Annotated in this window: 14 protein-coding genes; 3 read left to right on the forward strand and 11 right to left on the reverse strand. The window is 66.9% G+C overall.

Annotated features, from left to right (window positions below; translation table 11 throughout):
* The 10 genes from VB777_RS17100 to VB777_RS17145 form a co-directional block, all read right to left on the reverse strand.
* A partial coding sequence (locus VB777_RS17100; protein ID WP_323250472.1) for a glycosyltransferase occupies positions 1-1,265 on the reverse strand: 1,265 nt, incomplete at its 3' end.
* A gap of 14 nt (positions 1,266-1,279) precedes the next feature.
* A complete protein-coding gene (locus VB777_RS17105; protein WP_323250474.1) occupies positions 1,280-2,437 on the reverse strand; it encodes a glycosyltransferase in 1,158 nt (385 codons plus the stop codon).
* 14 nt (positions 2,438-2,451) lie between these two features.
* Positions 2,452-3,384 carry a sulfotransferase gene (locus VB777_RS17110; RefSeq protein ID WP_323250476.1) on the reverse strand — a complete coding sequence of 311 codons (933 nt, stop codon included), beginning with the start codon at positions 3,382-3,384 and terminating at the stop codon, positions 2,452-2,454.
* 14 nt (positions 3,385-3,398) lie between these two features.
* Entirely contained in the window at positions 3,399-4,427 is a 1,029-nt protein-coding gene (locus VB777_RS17115; RefSeq protein ID WP_197158042.1) for a hypothetical protein, read from the reverse strand.
* 1 nt (position 4,428) lies between these two features.
* The gene (locus VB777_RS17120) at positions 4,429-5,244 is read right to left on the reverse strand and encodes a hypothetical protein (protein WP_197158044.1); all 816 of its coding nucleotides are present in this window, start codon (positions 5,242-5,244) and stop codon (positions 4,429-4,431) included.
* A 50-nt stretch (positions 5,245-5,294) separates the two neighbouring features.
* Positions 5,295-6,476, reverse strand: coding sequence for a glycosyltransferase (locus tag VB777_RS17125; protein ID WP_323250479.1), 1,182 nt, complete (start codon positions 6,474-6,476; stop codon positions 5,295-5,297).
* On the reverse strand, positions 6,473-8,338 hold the full coding sequence (locus VB777_RS17130; RefSeq protein WP_197158048.1) for an ABC transporter ATP-binding protein: 1,866 nt from the start codon (positions 8,336-8,338) through the stop codon (positions 6,473-6,475). Before VB777_RS17130 ends, VB777_RS17125 begins: the two co-directional genes overlap by 4 nt.
* A 62-nt stretch (positions 8,339-8,400) precedes the next feature.
* Positions 8,401-9,495 (reverse strand): glycosyltransferase, encoded by a 1,095-nt coding sequence (locus VB777_RS17135; protein ID WP_322758000.1) that lies wholly within the window; start codon positions 9,493-9,495, stop codon positions 8,401-8,403.
* 76 nt (positions 9,496-9,571) lie between these two features.
* Positions 9,572-10,285, reverse strand: coding sequence for a heme oxygenase (biliverdin-producing) (locus tag VB777_RS17140; protein WP_197158052.1), 714 nt, complete (start codon positions 10,283-10,285; stop codon positions 9,572-9,574).
* A gap of 132 nt (positions 10,286-10,417) precedes the next feature.
* The gene (locus VB777_RS17145) at positions 10,418-10,927 is read right to left on the reverse strand and encodes a hypothetical protein (protein WP_323250481.1); all 510 of its coding nucleotides are present in this window, start codon (positions 10,925-10,927) and stop codon (positions 10,418-10,420) included.
* Between the two features lie 138 nt (positions 10,928-11,065).
* On the opposite strand from VB777_RS17145, the gene VB777_RS17150 reads away from it, so the two are divergent.
* From VB777_RS17150 to VB777_RS17160, 3 genes are all read left to right on the forward strand, one after another.
* Positions 11,066-12,493, forward strand: a complete 1,428-nt coding sequence (locus tag VB777_RS17150; protein WP_322758001.1) for an NADP-dependent isocitrate dehydrogenase — start codon at positions 11,066-11,068, stop codon at positions 12,491-12,493.
* A gap of 1,308 nt (positions 12,494-13,801) precedes the next feature.
* On the forward strand, positions 13,802-15,184 hold the full coding sequence (locus tag VB777_RS17155) for a (Fe-S)-binding protein (RefSeq protein WP_323250483.1): 1,383 nt from the start codon (positions 13,802-13,804) through the stop codon (positions 15,182-15,184).
* A 10-nt stretch (positions 15,185-15,194) separates the two neighbouring features.
* Positions 15,195-16,193, forward strand: a complete 999-nt coding sequence (locus VB777_RS17160; protein WP_197158060.1) for a glutathione S-transferase family protein — start codon at positions 15,195-15,197, stop codon at positions 16,191-16,193.
* Here the strand turns inward: VB777_RS17160 and VB777_RS17165 are convergent.
* On the reverse strand, positions 16,099-16,739 hold a 641-nt coding region (locus tag VB777_RS17165), incomplete at its 5' end, for a nucleotide-binding domain containing protein (RefSeq protein WP_323250486.1). The two genes, VB777_RS17160 and VB777_RS17165, sit on opposite strands and share 95 nt — an antisense overlap.

The following is a 16,739-nucleotide window of genomic DNA, read 5'->3' on the forward strand; positions in this document are numbered from 1 at the left end:
GCCGCCGCCGCCGCGCCGCAGCGCCGCTGCAGATCGGGATCCTCCACCAGCTGCTGCAGGGCTGCCGCCAGAGCCGCCGCGTCGCCGGTGCGCACCACCAGCCCGGTGACCCCCGGCTCCACCAGCTCCAGGGGCCCGGGCGAGGCATCGGTGACCACCGACGCCAAGCCGAAGCCCATCGCCTCCAGCAGAGCATTGGGCATGCCTTCGAAGCGGGAAGGCAGCACGAAGATCGGCGCCTGGCGAAAGAAGCGGGGCGGATCACTGCAGAAGCCCTCGAAGCTCACCTGCGCGGCAATCCCCAGCTGGCGGGCCTGCCGCTCCAGGGAGGCGCGCTCGGGGCCATCACCCACGATCCGCAGCCGCCATGTCTGCCGGATCGGCAGCGGCAGCAGGGCAAAGGCCTCCAGCAGCACGTCCACCCCCTTCTGGGGCACCAGCCGGCAGACCGTGAGGAACTCGCGCGCGCGCTCCGCCAGGGGCAGCCGCTCACCGGAGCGCTGGGTCTGGGGCAGGGGATTGGCCAGCAGGTCCAGCCGCCGGAACGGCTGCGGGAACTGGCGCAGCACCGCCAGCACTCCGCTGGTGTTGGCGGTCACCACATCGGCGCGGCCGTAGAGCAGGGGCCGCAGCCGGTTCCAGGGGAAGGGCAGGTGCTGCAGGCGGGGATCGTTCCGCTCCGACACCACCAGATGGATCGGCAGATCCCAGACCGCCAGAGCGGACAGCATGTTGGTGCGGCTGAGCAGGGCGAGCAGCCGCTGGGGCCGCTGCCGCTGCACCAGCTGGCGCAGACGAGCCCCCTGGGGGCCAGCCACGTTGCGGGTCAGCCGCAGCAACAGGCGCTGCAGGCCGCCACGCCAACCCGTCGCCGGTGGCCAGAGGGGCAGCTGCAGCCCGAGCAGCAGGCGCAGCCCCAGCGGCGAGAGGCGGCGCCGGATCCGGCCGATCCAGAGGGCCGCCACCCGCCCAGCGATCGCCAGCGGCGAGCGATCCGAGACATCGACCTCGGGGCCCAGCCGCTGCCGGTCGCTGGCCACCAGCGGGCCCAGGTCGATGTGCTCCACCCCGGGCGGAGGTTCCAGCACGGCCGGCTGATCGGGTAACAGGGTGATCAGCCGCACCCGCAGACCACGGGCCGCGAAGTGCCCCGCCGCCAGCACCGCCACCTTCTGGGCACCACCGGGACCCAGATGGGGCAGCACGATCCAGAGATCATCCCCCGGCAACGACGGGGGCACAGTGTTGGAAAGGGGCGCGGACATGGCGGAGGCGCGGCTCAGGGCATCAGGGGCTTGAGGGCTGCGAGGAACTGCTCCCGCACCGCGGCTTCGCCGTAGCGCTGGCGAACGGCGCGGGCCTCGCTGCCAAGGCGCCGCCGCAGAGGGGGATCATCGATCAGCCGCTCCAGTTCACGCTCCAGCAGCGCCGCATCGGCCTCGGCCGGCACCAGCCAGCCATCCTGGCCATGGCGCACGATCTCCTCCGGACCGGTGGGGCAGGCGCAGGCCAGGCAGGCGCAGCCGCTCACCATGGCCTCAAGCAACACGTTCGGAAACCCCTCGTAGCGGGAGCTGAGCACAAACAGGTCGCAGGCTCCGTACCAATCGGCCACGTTGCCCACCGGGCCCGGCAGATGCACCCGCTGGCGCAGCAGCGGGTCGGCCTTCCATTGCGCCACCAGATCCGCCACAGCCCGGCGATGGCTGCCGCTGGCCGGATCGAGGCCCAGGATCACCAGATGCCAGCTGGGATGGCGCGGTGCCAGGCGGGCAAAGGCCGCCAGCAGCCGGTCGAATCCCTTCTGGTGGGGCTTGGTGCCCACCGCCAGCATCAGCGAGGCGCCGGCGGGGATCAGAGCGGCGGGAGCGATCCGTGGCGGGAAATCGGCCAGGGGCCAGCCGATCGGGTTGGGCACCAGATGGCAGCGCGACTCCGGCACCGCCTGGGTGGAGACCAGCCAGGCCAGGGTGCGGCGGGTCTGCACGAGATGGGCCGCTGCGCGCGGATAGGTGAGCCGGCGCAGCCAGCGCCAGGGCAGGGCGGGCGGCTTGGCGGGCGGATAGTTGCGCTCCGACACCACCACGGCCCAGGGCAGCCCGGCGCTGACCAGCAGCAGCTTGATCGCCGGCAGGGTCGTGATCCCCAGCGCCAGGCAGGGGCTCAGCTGGCGCAGCAGCCTCCGCAGCCGCAGCAACCGCCACGGGAAGCCCCACCAGCCAAGGGCCTTGAGCCAGCGGGGCTCGGGCAGCTCGACGCGGCGATCCAGACCGGCGGGCAGGGGGTAGAAATCGCGCTCCGGCCCGTGGCGGGTGAGCAGCAGCACCGGCAGGCCGGCCTGCTGCAACCACTGGGCCCACTGCAGGGTGATGCGCTCGGCGCCGCCGGCCTTGAGCGCATCGATGTAGAGCAGCACCGGCCCGGGCGACGGCGGCAACAGGGGATCCCCCATCAATCCCGCCGGCTCCGCGAGGCCCTGCCCCGGCTCCCTGAAGCCATGGCGGCAGGCTTGTAACGCAGCCGCCACAACCGCATCAGCCGCCGACTGGTGAGCCGTCGCTGCCGCAGGCGCACCGGCAGGGTGAACCACAGCACCTGCAGGATCTGCAGAGGGGTGAGTCCACGCCTCCAGGACCGATCGAGCCGGATCGGTCCGCCCGCCTTGAAGCGCATGTCGTTGCCATGGATGTTGCGGCGCGGTCCGTGGCCCCAGTCCATCTGGGCCTCCTCGAAGGGCAGACCGATCGCCGTCATCAGCCGCTGCAGTTCACGGCGCGGTTGGCCGGCGAGGCGCTCGTAGTGCACCAACAGATGGCGGCGGCGATGGAGCAGGTCATCAGCACGGAAATAACCATTGGCGTAGTTGTAACAAACCTCACGAAGATCAGCGCCCTTCTTGACATAGCTGTGCACCAGTCCCAGGGGGCCGCGCAGCAGATGAATCGGCAGCAGGTCATAGCCGCCGTAGAGCTCCTGGCCCTGGAGAAGATCACGCAACCGCGGCAGACTCTTGGAGGAATCCACGATCGTTCGGCAACCGCTCACCGCCGCCACACTCTCGTAGAGCGCCAGGTTGTGGCCATGGTTCACCCAGGGGTCGACGCTGTCGAGCCGCAGGGCGTCAAAGCTCAGGCCCGTACTGGCCCGCAGCTGGTCCTGCACGGACCTCCAGTAGGGACACTCGAGAGGATCGAGGCCATGGCAGCTGCAGCGCTTGCGGCTGCGATCAGTGGCGGAAAGCATCTTGATCTCACCCACACTGGTGAGGCCGGAATGACCGCTGAGCAACAGATCCAGCAGGGTGGAACCGCTGTGGCCGCGACTGGTGATGTAGAGCACCCGCAGGGGCGGCAGCAGGAGCCGGGACTCAGGCGAAGGCGGCATCAACGCAACCGTCATCAGGATGAAGGGGGCAACCCGGGCAGGGCGGCATCGCGGTAGCGCTGCAGCGCCGGTGCGATCCGGGTGCGAAAGCCGTGACCATCGACCTTTTTCTTGAACAGCAGCGCCACCAGGGGATAGAGGGGCTCCAGCCGTCGGTCCTCCAGGCTGAGCCCCTCCAGGGCAGCCGCCACCTGGCGCGCAAAGCCGGCATGGTCTTCGCGGGCCTGGGAGGCCTGGTGCCGCGGCGACTGGGCCTCCCGCACCACCGCCTCGATGCGGGTCGTCACCTGAGCCAGGGCGGCAGCATCCTGGCGCGACCAGGCCTCCAGCCAGGAGCAGCCGAGGCAACGCAGCAGATTACTGAGCAGGCGATAGCTCACATCGGCGTCGATCCGATCGAGATCAAGCTGCTCGGCCAACTGGGCAGAACGCCGCGCCACAGCGGAGAAGGCCGGAAAATCCTCCAGGGAGAAGTGCAGGCGCCCCAGCACGGTGTAACAGGAGATCAGCAGCTTGGCCCTGTTCTCCCGATCCTCCCGCCCACAGCTGGGCGTTCCGGGATCCGCCTCCAGCTCTTCGGCCAGCCGGGCGATCGGCGCCACTGCCGCCGCCATCGACTCGGGATCCTGGTCTTCCAGGGTGCGGTAGGCCCAGGCGATGGCGCCATAGGCACGGAAGTGGGCCGGCAGCGGCTCAGCTGCCGCGATCCTCTGCAGCAGCAGGGCATGGTCGCGGGCGTGGGCGGAGCGGAAGCGGCGGCGGAACAACAGGCGATACAACAGCTCGCTGCTGCCCCAGTCGGACCAGAGGCGGATGAACAGTTCCAGGGCCGCTGCGACGTCGCCATCGGCGCAACAGCGCAAGGCCAGGGCTTCGAGCAACAGGGGGGCAGCGCCGGGAGCGCGGCACCAGCGCTCCAGCCAACGCCGGCCCCGGCGCGGCTGATCCAGCCGCTCGCAGATGATCACCACAGCCAGCCGCAACCGGGCCAAAGCCCAGCTCCAGGGGGCCAGGCGCCGCATGCCGGTGGGCCTCACACCCATCTCAGAGGGGCCGCGGCCAGAGCCCGAACCGCAGCAGCAACCGCAGGCGGAAGCGCGCCTGCGCCAGCCGGATCGCCAGCCGCTGCCGGCGGGAGAGCTGACGCCGCCAGCGTTCGTCGAGGCGGATCGTGGAGGCGCGGCTGGTGCGCGTGCGCTTGTTGCCGTTGACGTTGTGATGCTCGTGCCGGGTCCAGTCCAGCTGGTCGGGCTCAAAGGCGAGTCCGGCCGCCTGCATGATCCGCCCCAGCACCTGCTCCGGCTGGCGACAGAGGCTCTCGTAGGACACGAGCAGATGGGGATGATGGCGGAGCAGGTCGTAGCGGGGCCAGAGATTGCGGTGGTAGATCTCCAGCTCCTCACGCCAGGGGCGTCCCTTGGCGATGTTGGAGCACACCACGCCTTCCGGCCGCCGCACGATGTGCACCGGCAGCACCTGCAGATCGGGGTCCTGCAGCAACAGCTTCAGGCGGGAGAGTTTCTTGGAGGAATCGACGAACACCGCGCAGCCTGTCTTCTGCTGCAGCACCGTCAGCAGGCGGCGATTGGCGTCCCGAAACGCTGCCGGTTCGGTGGCGTGGATCTGCAGCTCGGCCAGGGGCGGTGAGCCGGAGGCCTCAAGCCGGCTGGACACGTCCTGCCAGAACAGGCAGGTGGCAAAACTGGATGCCCCGCAGGCACATTCCCCTTCCGATTTAGCGGTGAGTTTATGGATTTCACCCAGGGTCAGGCAGGCAGAATGGGAGCCGATCAACATATCCAGCAAGGTGGAACCGCTATGGCTATTGCTGGTGATGTAGATCAGCTTCAACGGGGGCATCGACGCGTCAGTAACAGAACGAATGAACAGAAAATCGGTAGCAGTGGAGGCTAGCAGTGCCCCTGAGGCTCGCTCTCCAGAAACGCCAGCATGCGGCGACTGCGCTCGTTGTAGGTGACGGAACCGGCAAGCCGCAGGCGCTCGGCGGCGGCGGCAGGGTCCGGCACCAGAGCCTCCGCCACGGCGGCGGCGAAGCTCTCGGCGTCTGGGGCAAGGGCCACCACGGAGGCATAGGGCTCCAGCGCCGGCAGTGGCGTGGCCACCACCGGCAGGCCAGCGGCCAGGTACTCGAAGAACTTCATCGGGAACATGGCGCGGGTATAGGCATTGATCCGCGCCGGAATCAACCCCACCGCCGCCCCCTTGAGATAGGCCGGCAAGGCCCCATAGGGCCGTGGGCCGAGGCGGTGGATGTTGGGGCAATCCGCCAGGGCAGTGATCAGCGTGGCGGGATCCCCCTCACCCACCGCCCCGATCAGCACGATCGACCAGTCCGGATGGCGACGGGCCACGGCAGCCAGCAGCTCCATGTTCATCTTGTAGGTCGCGATCGCTCCCACGAACAGGAGCCGCGGTGCCGGGATGCACCCCAGATCGGCCGGCAGGGGCAAGGCGGGATCCAGTGCCTGGCGGAAATGCTCCACGTCCACCGCATTGGGCAGCAGGGTGCAGCGCCGAGCCAGCGGCCGGCAGCGTTCCTGCAACACCGGGGTGGTGGTGACGACTCCATCCACCTGGTGGCAGAGCTGCTGTTCGTCGCGCCGGATTCGGGGCCCATCCATCCCCGGCTGCGTATCGATGGCATCGACACAGTGATAAAGCGAACGCCGGTAGGCGTGCACCGGCAGCAAGGCCGCCGTGCGGGGGTTGTAGGTCCAGAGCAGATCGCGGCGCAGGCCCAGCTGGAGCCGGGCCAGGGCCAGAGTGGTACGCAGCACGAGGCCATTGAGGCGGTCCACCCACGGCCCTGCTGGCAGGGGCAACTGCAGCGGCGAGATCACCCAGATTCCAGGGCGCACAGGCCGCGGCCTGGGGAAGGACAACCGCAGGCGGCGCCACAACCGGCCCCGATCCCGCTGCCCCAGGGTGGGGGGTCGCAGGCCGAGGGAATCCACATAAAGCACCCGATGACCCAGCTCCGCCAGGCTCACAGCCACGTGCTGTTTGTTGGTCCAGAAGGGATGATCCCAGTCGGCCGTGGCCAGCAGGGTGATGTCGAGGCCGGGGCTCACGAGGCGGCCGCGAGGCTGCGCTCCAGGGTGGCCACCAGTTCCTCAAAGCTGGAGGAAGCAGCCCGCAGCTGCTCGAAATTGCCGGCTGCCTTGATCCGGCCCGCCTCGAATTCGTAGATGCGGTCGCAGCGAACGATCGTGGAGAGGCGGTGGGCGATCACGATCGTGGTGCACCGTCGGCCGATGATCTCGAGCGCCTCGATCACCTCCGATTCCGTCTTGTTGTCGAGGGCGCTGGTCGCCTCATCGAGCAGCAACACCTCGGTGCGCCGGTAGAAGGCCCGCGCCAGTGCAAGCCGCTGGCGCTGGCCACCGGAGAGCCGCAGGCCATCGCGACCGATCGGGGTGTACAGGCCATAGGGAAGTTCGGCCACCACCTCGGCGAGCTGGGCCGATTCCAGCGACTCCCAGACCAGGTTCAGATCCACCTGATCGGGGTCTTCGCCGAAGGCGATGTTTTCCAGAACGCTGCCGCGGGTGAAGCTCACGATCTGGGGCACATAGGAGCAGCAGGACTGCCAGGCCCGGCGATCCTGCGAATCCAGGGGCGTGCCATCAATCAGAAGTTGTCCTTTCTGGGGGGTGAGCAGTGCGAGCAACAGCAGGCCCGTGGTGGTCTTGCCGCTGCCGGTGGACCCCACGAAGGCGACACGGGAACCTACCGGGATGGTGAGGCTGAGATCGGTGATCGTGGAGTGGTTGGTGGTGGGATAGGCATAGGTGATCCGATCCAGCCGGATCGTGCGGCGCGGAATGAAGGCCTGCGGGCTCATGGGAGTGCCTCCCGGCCCCAGAACAGCCGTGGGGATCTCACTACCTTCATCGGCAATCTGCATCAGCTTGAGCAGGCTGGAGATGTTGGGTAGACCGGAGCGGAGCTTGGTGATCGACGCGAAGGTTTCCTGCAGGGCTGGGGTGAGGCGCAGCGAGGCCAGGGCCAGGGTGGCGAGAAAGGGGATGACCTGCTTCACATCGGAGAAACCGCCACCGAGCACCGCCGGAAAGATGGCAAAGGAGAAAATCAGCGTGATGCCAAGCGGCTCGATCGTGAGCTTGGGGAACCAGGGTAGGAGCGTATTAAGAAACTCGAACTTTTTGGCCTCTTGGGCCTTGTCGCGGAAGGAATCGGCATAAAAATCCTCGGCGGCGTAGAGCTGGATCTCGCGGATCATCGTCATCGAGTCGATGAAGGTCTGCTTCATCTGCGAGGCCAGATAGAGCTTCTGTCGCTCTGCATGGCGCAGATAGGGCGTCATGAACACCGAAAAGAGGCCGTAGGCGAGCGTGAGACCAGCGAACAAACCGAGCGCATACCAGCGCCCCACATAGAGAATGCCACCAGTGAGCAACACCACCGAAAAGAACGACGAAAACAACGGCAGACAAGGCCGCAGAATGCCGCGTGTCACCTTGGTGACGTTGGTGAGCAGCTGCGTCGCCAGCTTGGAGTCGTCCTGGGCAAGATGAAACTCGTAGGGAAGATAGAGAATGCCGCGATAGAGATGATCGGTCAGATAGAGCCACATGCGCTCGATGTACTGCTCCTGCGAAATCACCAGCCAGAGGCGCGCCAGCGAGCGGAGCCACGAGATCAGGATGAAGGCACCGATCAGGAAGAGGACAAACTCAAAGCGATCTGAGCCGGGAATATGAATCGGAATGATCTGGCGCTTCGCCTTCGACATCAACAGCGAAGACATCAGCTGGGCCAGAATGCCCACTGACAGGATATCAAGAACACCAGGCAGCACTGCCAAGGGCAGCAGCCAATAGAACTGCCGCCTGAGTGATTTCGGGAGGGTCAGAATGAGCTGCCGAAGCTGATCGAGTGTCTGGCTTTTCGGCAGCCGCACGGAGAACACCTGTGATCTCCCCCAGCTTATGGGGGCTCCCCTGCCACGCCGCCAGGCAACGGGCCAGCCACTTAACCGATCGACCCAAGCTGGCGGGAAAGCAGGCGCCGCAAGCGATCCGCCCGCTGCCGCCAGCGCAGCTGCCAGCGGGGTGGGGCCAGCAGCGGCGGCTCGCCGGCGCTGAGCCTGTCCCAGTGGCGGTTGATCTCCTCCAGGGCATGGCGCCAGCGCCGCCGCAGCTCCGGCTCGCTGCAGGCCTCCAGCAGGGGCTGGAGACGATCCGGGTCAGCGCGCCAGGCGCTGGGATCCCTGACGGCGGCAGTGATCCGCTCCAGATCTGCGGCCAGGCTGCCGGCGCCGATCTGATGGGCAATCGACCCGGGATCAAGGCTGTCGGCCAAGGCGTGGTTGAGGCTGCTGAACACAACGCAGCCGCAGGCGAGAGCCTCGAGCGGCGGCAGTCCGAACCCTTCCGTCAACCCCCGCCCCCGCCAGTAGTCGGCCGAGTCGTAGAGCACCACCGTGGCCCGGTTGAACAGATCCACCAGATCGTCCACCCAGCCGCTCTGCACCTCCACCCGCAGTCCCTGGCGCCGCAGGGCCGGCACCAGTTGCGTGAGCACGTAGGCACTGCTCTTGCGCTGCTGCACCAGCACATCAATCGGGCGGCGGCCCTCCAGCCCATCGCCATCGCTCCCGTCAGAACCGGTCCCATCGCCGCCGGCGGCAGGGCCGCCCGGCCGGAGGCCGCGCTCCATCCAGTCGCGTTCGAGGGCGTTCGGCACCAGAAACAGGGGCTGGCGGGGCGCCGCATCCCCCCAGTAGCCGAGCGTGTTGCGGCTTACCGCCAACACCGGCACGGCGGGAGGCAGGGAGAAGCCATAGCCACTGCTGTGGGCGTGATAGGCCACTGGGCGTCCGCGCAGGCGGCGCAACTGGCTTGGCACCTCAAACCCCCAGCTCACGATCCAGAGGGCCTCGCCGGGCGGCTCCTCCGACGCCAGCAGATCATCGAGGAAGGCCAGGCCCTCCTCCCGCTTGCGGTAGGTCACCACCTCCGCCGGCACGATCTCCTGCAGCAGGCGCAGGGTCTGCAGCTCCACAAGCAAGCCGCCACAGCGGAACCGGCCAGTGGTGCCGGGCAGCAGGAATCTCAGGGGACGCAAGCGCACGGGCTCCAGCAAGGGCGAGTGTGTCGCATCCAGGCCCCGTCCAACGGCAGGGCCTGATCTCAGCCGGGCCTCAGGCCGCCACCACTTCAGTGCTGCCGGTGCGTTGGCGACGGGTGAGGAAGCCGAACAGCACCTTGCCGATGGCGGCGATGAGGTTGCCCTCCAGTTCCTGGAACATCACCATGTTGAGGTGGAACGCATGGTTGGCCTCCTCGACGATGCGATCGGCCATGGCCTGATCGATCGGCAGATGGTCCAGGGTGGCGCGGTAGTTGACCTTGAAGGCCTTCTCGTCGTCGATGGCGTCGAACTCGTAGAAGCGGAGGCCGTCGTGCTCGCCCAGGTTCATCGCCTTCTGGGCGATGTTCTTGAGGATCTGCCCACCGGAGAGATCGCCGATGTAGCGGGTGTAGTGATGGCCCACCAACAGCTCGGGGGTCTCACGGGCCACCTGACGCACCCGGTTGACGTACTCCACGGCACCGGGGGTGGGCTGCAGCTGCTGGCGCCAGTCGGAGCCGAAGTAGAAGGCCATGTCCTGCTCCAGCACCGCCTTGCGGTTGAGGGCGTCGAAGGCGATCGGGCCCACCACCGGATGGTCCTTGAGGCGGCCGATCTCCTCCTCCATGGCGCTGTAGAGGACGTAGAGGTTGGCGACGAGCCGGCGATAGCTCATCTTGTCCACCACCCCCTTGAGGAAGCAGCTCACAAAACCGGTGTTCTCGGCCATGGTGTGGGACTTCTTGGTTCCCTCACGCAACTGAGAAGCAAGCGCGACAGACATCAATCCGGAAAGCTGCATAGCCAGTCCAAGCAAGTTAGGCGCAGCCTTCCCAGCGGCGGCGACAAGGTTGCGAAGGATTACGTGGGCAGCGCCTGCCCCAGCCCTGCGCCGCAGCCCCAAACCCAACGGGGATCAGGCGGCTCGCCGATCCTCACCGGCTTCCGGGGGGCCGCCGTCGGCATCGGAGTCGCTGCTGCCGAGGGACTGGGCGCCAGCACCGAACAGATCGAACAGTTCGCGGCAGAGCAGCTGCAGGGTCTGGACCACCTCGGGACTGGGCAGGTGGCTGCCGGAGGGTTGCCACTCCCCCAGCGTGGCCAGTCGCCAGCGCTCCGATTCATAGGTGAGGCCGCGGATCAGAACCCCCAGCAACCGCGGCCGGCTGCGGGCGACCGCCGCCTCCGGCGCCCGCTCCAGCCGCAGCTGCAGCAGCAGCGAGCGGCACTGGGTGCGAGGGCTCCAGCCGGGGAAATGGAAGGAGAGATCCAGCGATTCCCGCTCGTTGAAGGCACGGGTGAGGGGATCGTCCCGCCAGGGGGTGAGGTTGGCGCGGGCCGCGGGGAAATGGCCCCGCACCAGGGTGACCACCGAGGCGATCGCCTGAGCCAGTTCCAGCGATCGTGCCTGATCGGCGGCGTTCATGCCGTTCCCCGGGAGCAGAACCAGATCATGGCCAAAACCTAGGCTCAGCCGGTCGGTCCATGCTGCGGCGCCCCGGCCGGTCGCGCCAGCCATGGTGGGCTGATCCCCATCAACCCCGGTCCCTTCACCCCCTCGCGCATGGCCACCTACGAGAAGCTCACCGCCCCCAGCAGCGGCACCGCCATCCGCTTCGAGAACGGTCAGCCGGTGGTGCCCAGCGACCCGATCATTCCCTTCATCCGCGGCGACGGCACCGGCGTCGACATCTGGCCCGCCACCCAGCGGGTGCTGGATGCGGCGGTGGCCAAGGCCTACGGCGGTGAGCGTCGCATCGAGTGGTTCAAGGTGTTGGCCGGCGACGAGGCCTGCGACCTCTACGGCACCTACCAGTACCTGCCCCAGGACACGCTCACCGCGATCGAGGACTACGGCGTGGCGATCAAGGGGCCCCTCACAACGCCGATCGGCGGCGGCATCCGCTCCCTCAACGTGGCCCTGCGCCAGATCTTCGATCTTTACTGCTGCGTTCGTCCCTGCCGCTACTACAACGGCACCCCCAGTCCCCACAAGCGGCCCCAGGACCTGGATGTGATCGTCTATCGGGAGAACACCGAAGACATCTACATGGGGATCGAGTGGGAGGCCACCGATCCAGTCTGCATCGAGCTGATCGAGCACCTCAATGACACGGTGATTCCCGCCAATGGCAAGCTCGGCAAGCGCCGCATCCCTGCCGGCTCGGGCATCGGCATCAAGCCGGTGAGCAAGGACGGCACCCAGCGGCACGTCCGCAAGGCGATCCAGCACGCCCTGGGCCTGGAGGGCTCGAAGCGCCATGTGACCCTGGTGCACAAGGGCAACATCATGAAGTTCACCGAGGGGGCCTTCCGCGACTGGGGCTACGAGCTGGCCACCACCGAGTTCCGCGACGTCTGCGTGACCGAGCGGGAAAGCTGGATCCTCGACAACCTCGCCCGTAACCACGGCCTCACGATTCAGGACAACGCCCGCCTGATCGAACCCGGCTACGACAGCCTCACGCCGGAGAAGAAGGCCGCGGTGGATGCAGAGGTGAAGCAGGTGCTCGACGCGATCGGCGAGAGCCACGGCTACGGCAAATGGAAGAGCATGGTGCTGGTGGACGACCGCATCGCCGACAGCATCTTCCAGCAGATCCAGACGCGGCCCCAGGAGTATTCGGTGCTCTGCACCCTCAACCTCAACGGCGACTACATCTCCGATGCCGCCGCCGCCGTGGTGGGTGGCCTCGGCATGGCGCCGGGCGCCAACATCGGCGACAACGCCGCCATCTTCGAGGCGACCCACGGCACGGCGCCTAAACACGCCGGCCTCGACCGGATCAACCCCGGCTCGGTGATCCTGAGCGGCGTGATGATGCTCGAGTACATGGGCTGGCAGGAAGCCGCCGACCTGATCACCGCGGGGATCAGCGCCGCGATCGCCAACGGGGAGGTCACCTACGACCTGGCCCGGCTGATGGAACCGCGGGTGGAGCCGGTGAGCTGCTCAGGCTTCGCTGAGGCGGTGGTGCGGCATTTCTCCTAGTGTGGCGTCCTGCAAGTTCCTCAGATAATATTTTGGGTCGAGACTTTTTGCTGCTTCGAACAATATCCCTGCTTTGCTGGGTGTGCACAGAGGTGGCACCACCCCGCAAGGCCCTGAACTTATGCAATGGACTTACAGGACGCCACACTAGGAGCTTGCTGAAATCCCTTTTGAGGTCGTTGACAACTCGGGCAGCATGTTCCCATGCCAGTAAAGACGGGCTTTCTAATCAGCACCACCGGTACCGAATAGATCGCCAGCAGAGTTTATCGACAAACTCCTCAACACAAACTGTGTACGCAGCACTCAATCAGCCTGCACCAGCAACACCCCAAGCCATAGCAAGAAATGCCAAACAACCGAAGGCTCCCATCTCTTCGCGGACTAACGAAGAGCATTCTCGACAAACCAATCCAACAACTAACAGCCCTAAAAAGGCATTTACTTGGCGCCGACACTCTACCGCGCTCTCCCCAAGCCCAGGGACTGACGGCGACGTCCAAGCCTTTTATGTAAAAGGAGCTCTGAAGAAAATCCACGCTGGCCGCCCTCACGCCAGCCTTGGAGGCAATATCAGCGAGGAATCCAAGCGCAAGGCGCTAGCTTGCTTCCAGTACCTAACCAAGCAAGGCATCACTCCAGACGATGTCGTGGTCGACTATGGGTGCGGCACCTTGAGAATCGGGAAGCATTTTATTGAATACCTAGAGAAAGGGCATTACGTGGGGATGGATCTTGACCGAAGAATTCTCGATGCCGGACTGAGCCAGCTGCCCCATGAAAAAATCGAAGCGAAGGCGCCCAGGCTTGAATTGAGGGCACCACGAAAAATCGGCCTTGTCGCGACCATTGGCCAATGCCGACGCCGGCCAGTACATGAGTCTCAATCGCTGCTTCCAAGGTAAATCGGTATTTTTCGTGGTGCCCTTGATTGACAATGAGAGCATTGATCGCGTAGCCATGCTAAACCCTTCCCTCGTATTCGCCAAGGGCGTACTTCAGCACGTGCCTCCAGCGCAGTTGAACAGGTTCTTTTCCAATGTTGCGAAGCTCGGGGCACACGGAACTATCATTGTGGCCATCAAAATCGCAAGCACAAGCAAGAGGCTTTCGAATCGGTCCTGGAGCTACACGGCTAATGACGTCCATACAGCAGCAGGCAAAGTCAATTTGAAATTAGTCGGAGTTGAAGGAGTCTGGCATCATTTCAGGAGCTAGTGAAAAGAGAAATGACCCGACCAGAGGTTGATCTCAGCCCAGCAATGTTCATTCCTGCTCTAGGTTCCCATGGCTAAAGGTGCTCAAGCAATGGGTGCAGCCGCGGGTCCCGGACCGCTTGGACTATCCAACGCCACCGACCCCTGCGTGCACTGCGGCTTCTGCCTGCCCACCTGTGCCAGCTACCGGGTGCTGGGCACGGAGATGGATTCGCCGCGGGGTCGCATCCACGCCCTCAAGGCGATCGCGGCCGGCGAACTGGAGCTCGATGCCACGGTGGCGAGCCATTTCGACAGCTGCCTCGGCTGCTTCGCCTGCGTCAGCGCCTGTCCCTCCGGCGTGCGCTACGACGAGCTGATCGAGGCGACCCGGCCCCAGCTCAATGCCCCGGAGCTGCGCACCCCGGCCCAGCGCAGCTTCCGCCGACTGCTGTTCGCCCTGCTGCCCTACCCGGGGCGGCTGCGGGTCCTGCTCACGCCCCTACGGGCCTATGCCGGCACCCCCCTGCAGGCCCTGGCGCGCCGCAGTGGTCTGCTCCGCCTGCTGGGCCCACAGATCGAGGCGATGGAGCGGCTGCTGCCGCCCCTGCCCGCCGAGGGCTTCGCGGACGGCTTCCCGCTGGTGGTTCCGGCGATCGGTCAGCGCCGCTACCGGGTGGGGCTGGTGCTCGGCTGTGTGCAACGCCTCTTTGATCCGGCGGTGAATGCCGCGGCGGTGCGGGTGCTGCGTGCCAACGGCATCGAGGTGGTGATCCCCCCGGCCCAGGGCTGCTGCGGCGCCATGACCCACCACCAGGGCGAAGAAGCGTTGACCCGCAGCCACGCCACGGCCCTGATCGACAGCTTCGCGGCGGTGGTGGGCCCAGGGCGGCCCGCCGGAGCCGAGCCGCTCGATGCGGTGCTGGTGGCGGCCTCCGGCTGCGGCCACACCCTCAAGCACTACGACGCGCTGCTGGCCAGCGAACCGGCCTGGGCCGCCCGTGGCTCCGCCTTCGCCGCCGGTGTGGCCGACCTGCAGGAGTTCCTGGAGCGGGTGGGCCTGAGCGACGCGTTCCGGCAAGGCCTGCAGCCCCTGGACCATGCCGATGGCAGCCGGGCCAGCGCCGATCGCCCCCTGCGACTGGCCTATCACGATGCCTGTCACATGCTCCATGGCCAGGGCATCCGTGAGCAGCCCCGGGCCCTGCTGCGTGCCATTCCCCATGTGGAGATCCGTGAGGCGGTGGAGGCGGGGGTGTGCTGCGGCAGCGCCGGCATCTACAACCTGGTGCAACCGGAGGAGGCCGCCGCCCTCGGACGGATCAAGGCCGACGACCTGCGCGGCACCGGAGCCGATCTGGTGGTGAGCGCCAACATCGGCTGCAGCCTCCAGATCCGCCGCCACCTGGACGACACACCCGGTGGGGCGGCCCCGCTGCCGGTGGTCCATCCGGTGCAGCTGCTGGAGCGCAGCTTCCGCGCCAGCGCTACCTGAGGAGAAACACGTGGGCGTTCTGGTGGATGGGGCCTGGCAGGATCGCTGGTACGACACCAGTGCCAGCGGCGGTCGCTTCGTGCGGGACAGCGCCCGTTTTCGCAACTGGATCACACCGGACGGTTCCGCCGGCCCGAGCGGTGAGGGCGGCTTCCCCGCCGAAGCAGGCCGCTACCACTTGTACGTATCGCTGGCCTGCCCCTGGGCGCACCGCACCCTGATCGTCCGGGCGTTGAAGGGCCTTGAGGATCTGCTGCCGATCTCGGTGGTGCACTGGTTCATGGGCGAGCACGGCTGGACCTTCGATCCAGGCCCCGGCGTCATCCCTGACCCCGTGTGCCAGGCGCGCTTCCTGCATCAGCTCTACACCCAGGCCGATCCTCACTGCAGCGGCCGCGTCACGGTGCCGCTGCTGTGGGACCGGCAGCGGGGCACGATCGTCAGCAATGAGTCGTCCGAGATCATCCGGATGCTCAACTCCGCCTTCGACCAGCTCGGGGCCCGGCCGGGCGACTACTACCCCGAGCCCCTGCGCCCCGCGATCGACCGGCTCAATGCCCGGATCTACGACACGCTGAACAACGGCGTCTACAAGTGCGGCTTCGCCACCAGCCAGGCCGCCTATGAGGAGGCATTCGAGCCCCTGTTCGCCACGCTCGACTGGCTGGAGCAGCACCTCAGCCAGCACCGCTATCTGCTCGGAACCCAACGCACCGAAGCCGACTGGCGCCTGTTCACCACCCTGGTGCGCTTCGATCCGGTCTACGTGGGGCACTTCAAGTGCAATCGTCGCCGCCTGGTCGAGTATCCCCACCTCTTCGCCTATGTGCGCGAGCTGTATCAGATGCCCGGCATCGCCGCCACGGTGGACTTCGATCACATCAAGCGGCACTACTACCAGAGCCACCCCACGATCAACCCCTCCGGCGTGGTGCCCCTGGGTCCATCCATCGATTTCCAAGCGCCCCATGGGCGGGAGCGGCTCGCCCCTCCATCCACAGCCAGCTGAGGTGCAAGGTGTCTGCGTCGCCGAGATTGCCCGGGAAGGTGAGCAGCGGCAGGCCCGCCAGCGGACCACAGGCACCCGCTGGCTGCACCAGTGACAACCCCGGCAGCAGCTGGCCGCGCAGATCCACCGCCGCCAGATCCAGTCCATCGGCCAGCAGGGTGTGGGTGGTGATACCGCCCTTGCTGATCAGATAGCCGAGATCCGGCGCCAGGCTGGCTGCCAGCCGGGCCATCAGGGCCGCCAGTGCCAGCCCGAAGGCGCGGCGCTCGGTGGCACTCCGGCAGAGCAGCTCCCCGCGGCTGCTGAACAGCACCGGCGTGCGGCCGCTGGTAAGGATCCGCCGCAAGGCCTGCCGCCAGTCCTGCTCGAGCGAGGCCAGCAGCGGCGCCGGCAGCGGCCCCTCCAGCACACGGGCCAGGCGGCGCACCTCCACCTCCACGCCGGCGCAGGCCGGATCGGCGAGCAACCGCTCCAGCTGGGCATCGGCCAGGGGAACGTGGGAGCCCACCAGCACCAGCCCCGGCAGCGGCGTGACGGCGCGATCAC

Origin of the sequence: Synechococcus sp. CCY9202 (assembly GCF_034931685.1) — a bacterium.
In the GTDB taxonomy this organism is placed as follows: Bacteria; Cyanobacteriota; Cyanobacteriia; order PCC-6307; family Cyanobiaceae; genus CBW1002.

Excerpts from the sequence above, each read along its gene's own strand:
- VB777_RS17110 (WP_323250476.1), bottom strand. The coding sequence starts at position 3,384 with ATGCCGCCTTCGCCTGAGTCCCGGCTCCTGCTGCCGCCCCTGCGGGTG.
- VB777_RS17115 (WP_197158042.1), bottom strand. The coding sequence starts at position 4,427 with ATGGGTGTGAGGCCCACCGGCATGCGGCGCCTGGCCCCCTGGAGCTGG.
- VB777_RS17120 (WP_197158044.1), bottom strand. The coding sequence starts at position 5,244 with ATGCCCCCGTTGAAGCTGATCTACATCACCAGCAATAGCCATAGCGGT.
- VB777_RS17140 (WP_197158052.1), bottom strand. The coding sequence starts at position 10,285 with ATGTCTGTCGCGCTTGCTTCTCAGTTGCGTGAGGGAACCAAGAAGTCC.
- VB777_RS17145 (WP_323250481.1), bottom strand. The coding sequence starts at position 10,927 with ATGAACGCCGCCGATCAGGCACGATCGCTGGAACTGGCTCAGGCGATC.
- VB777_RS17150 (WP_322758001.1), top strand. The coding sequence starts at position 11,066 with ATGGCCACCTACGAGAAGCTCACCGCCCCCAGCAGCGGCACCGCCATC.
- VB777_RS17155 (WP_323250483.1), top strand. The coding sequence starts at position 13,802 with ATGGGTGCAGCCGCGGGTCCCGGACCGCTTGGACTATCCAACGCCACC.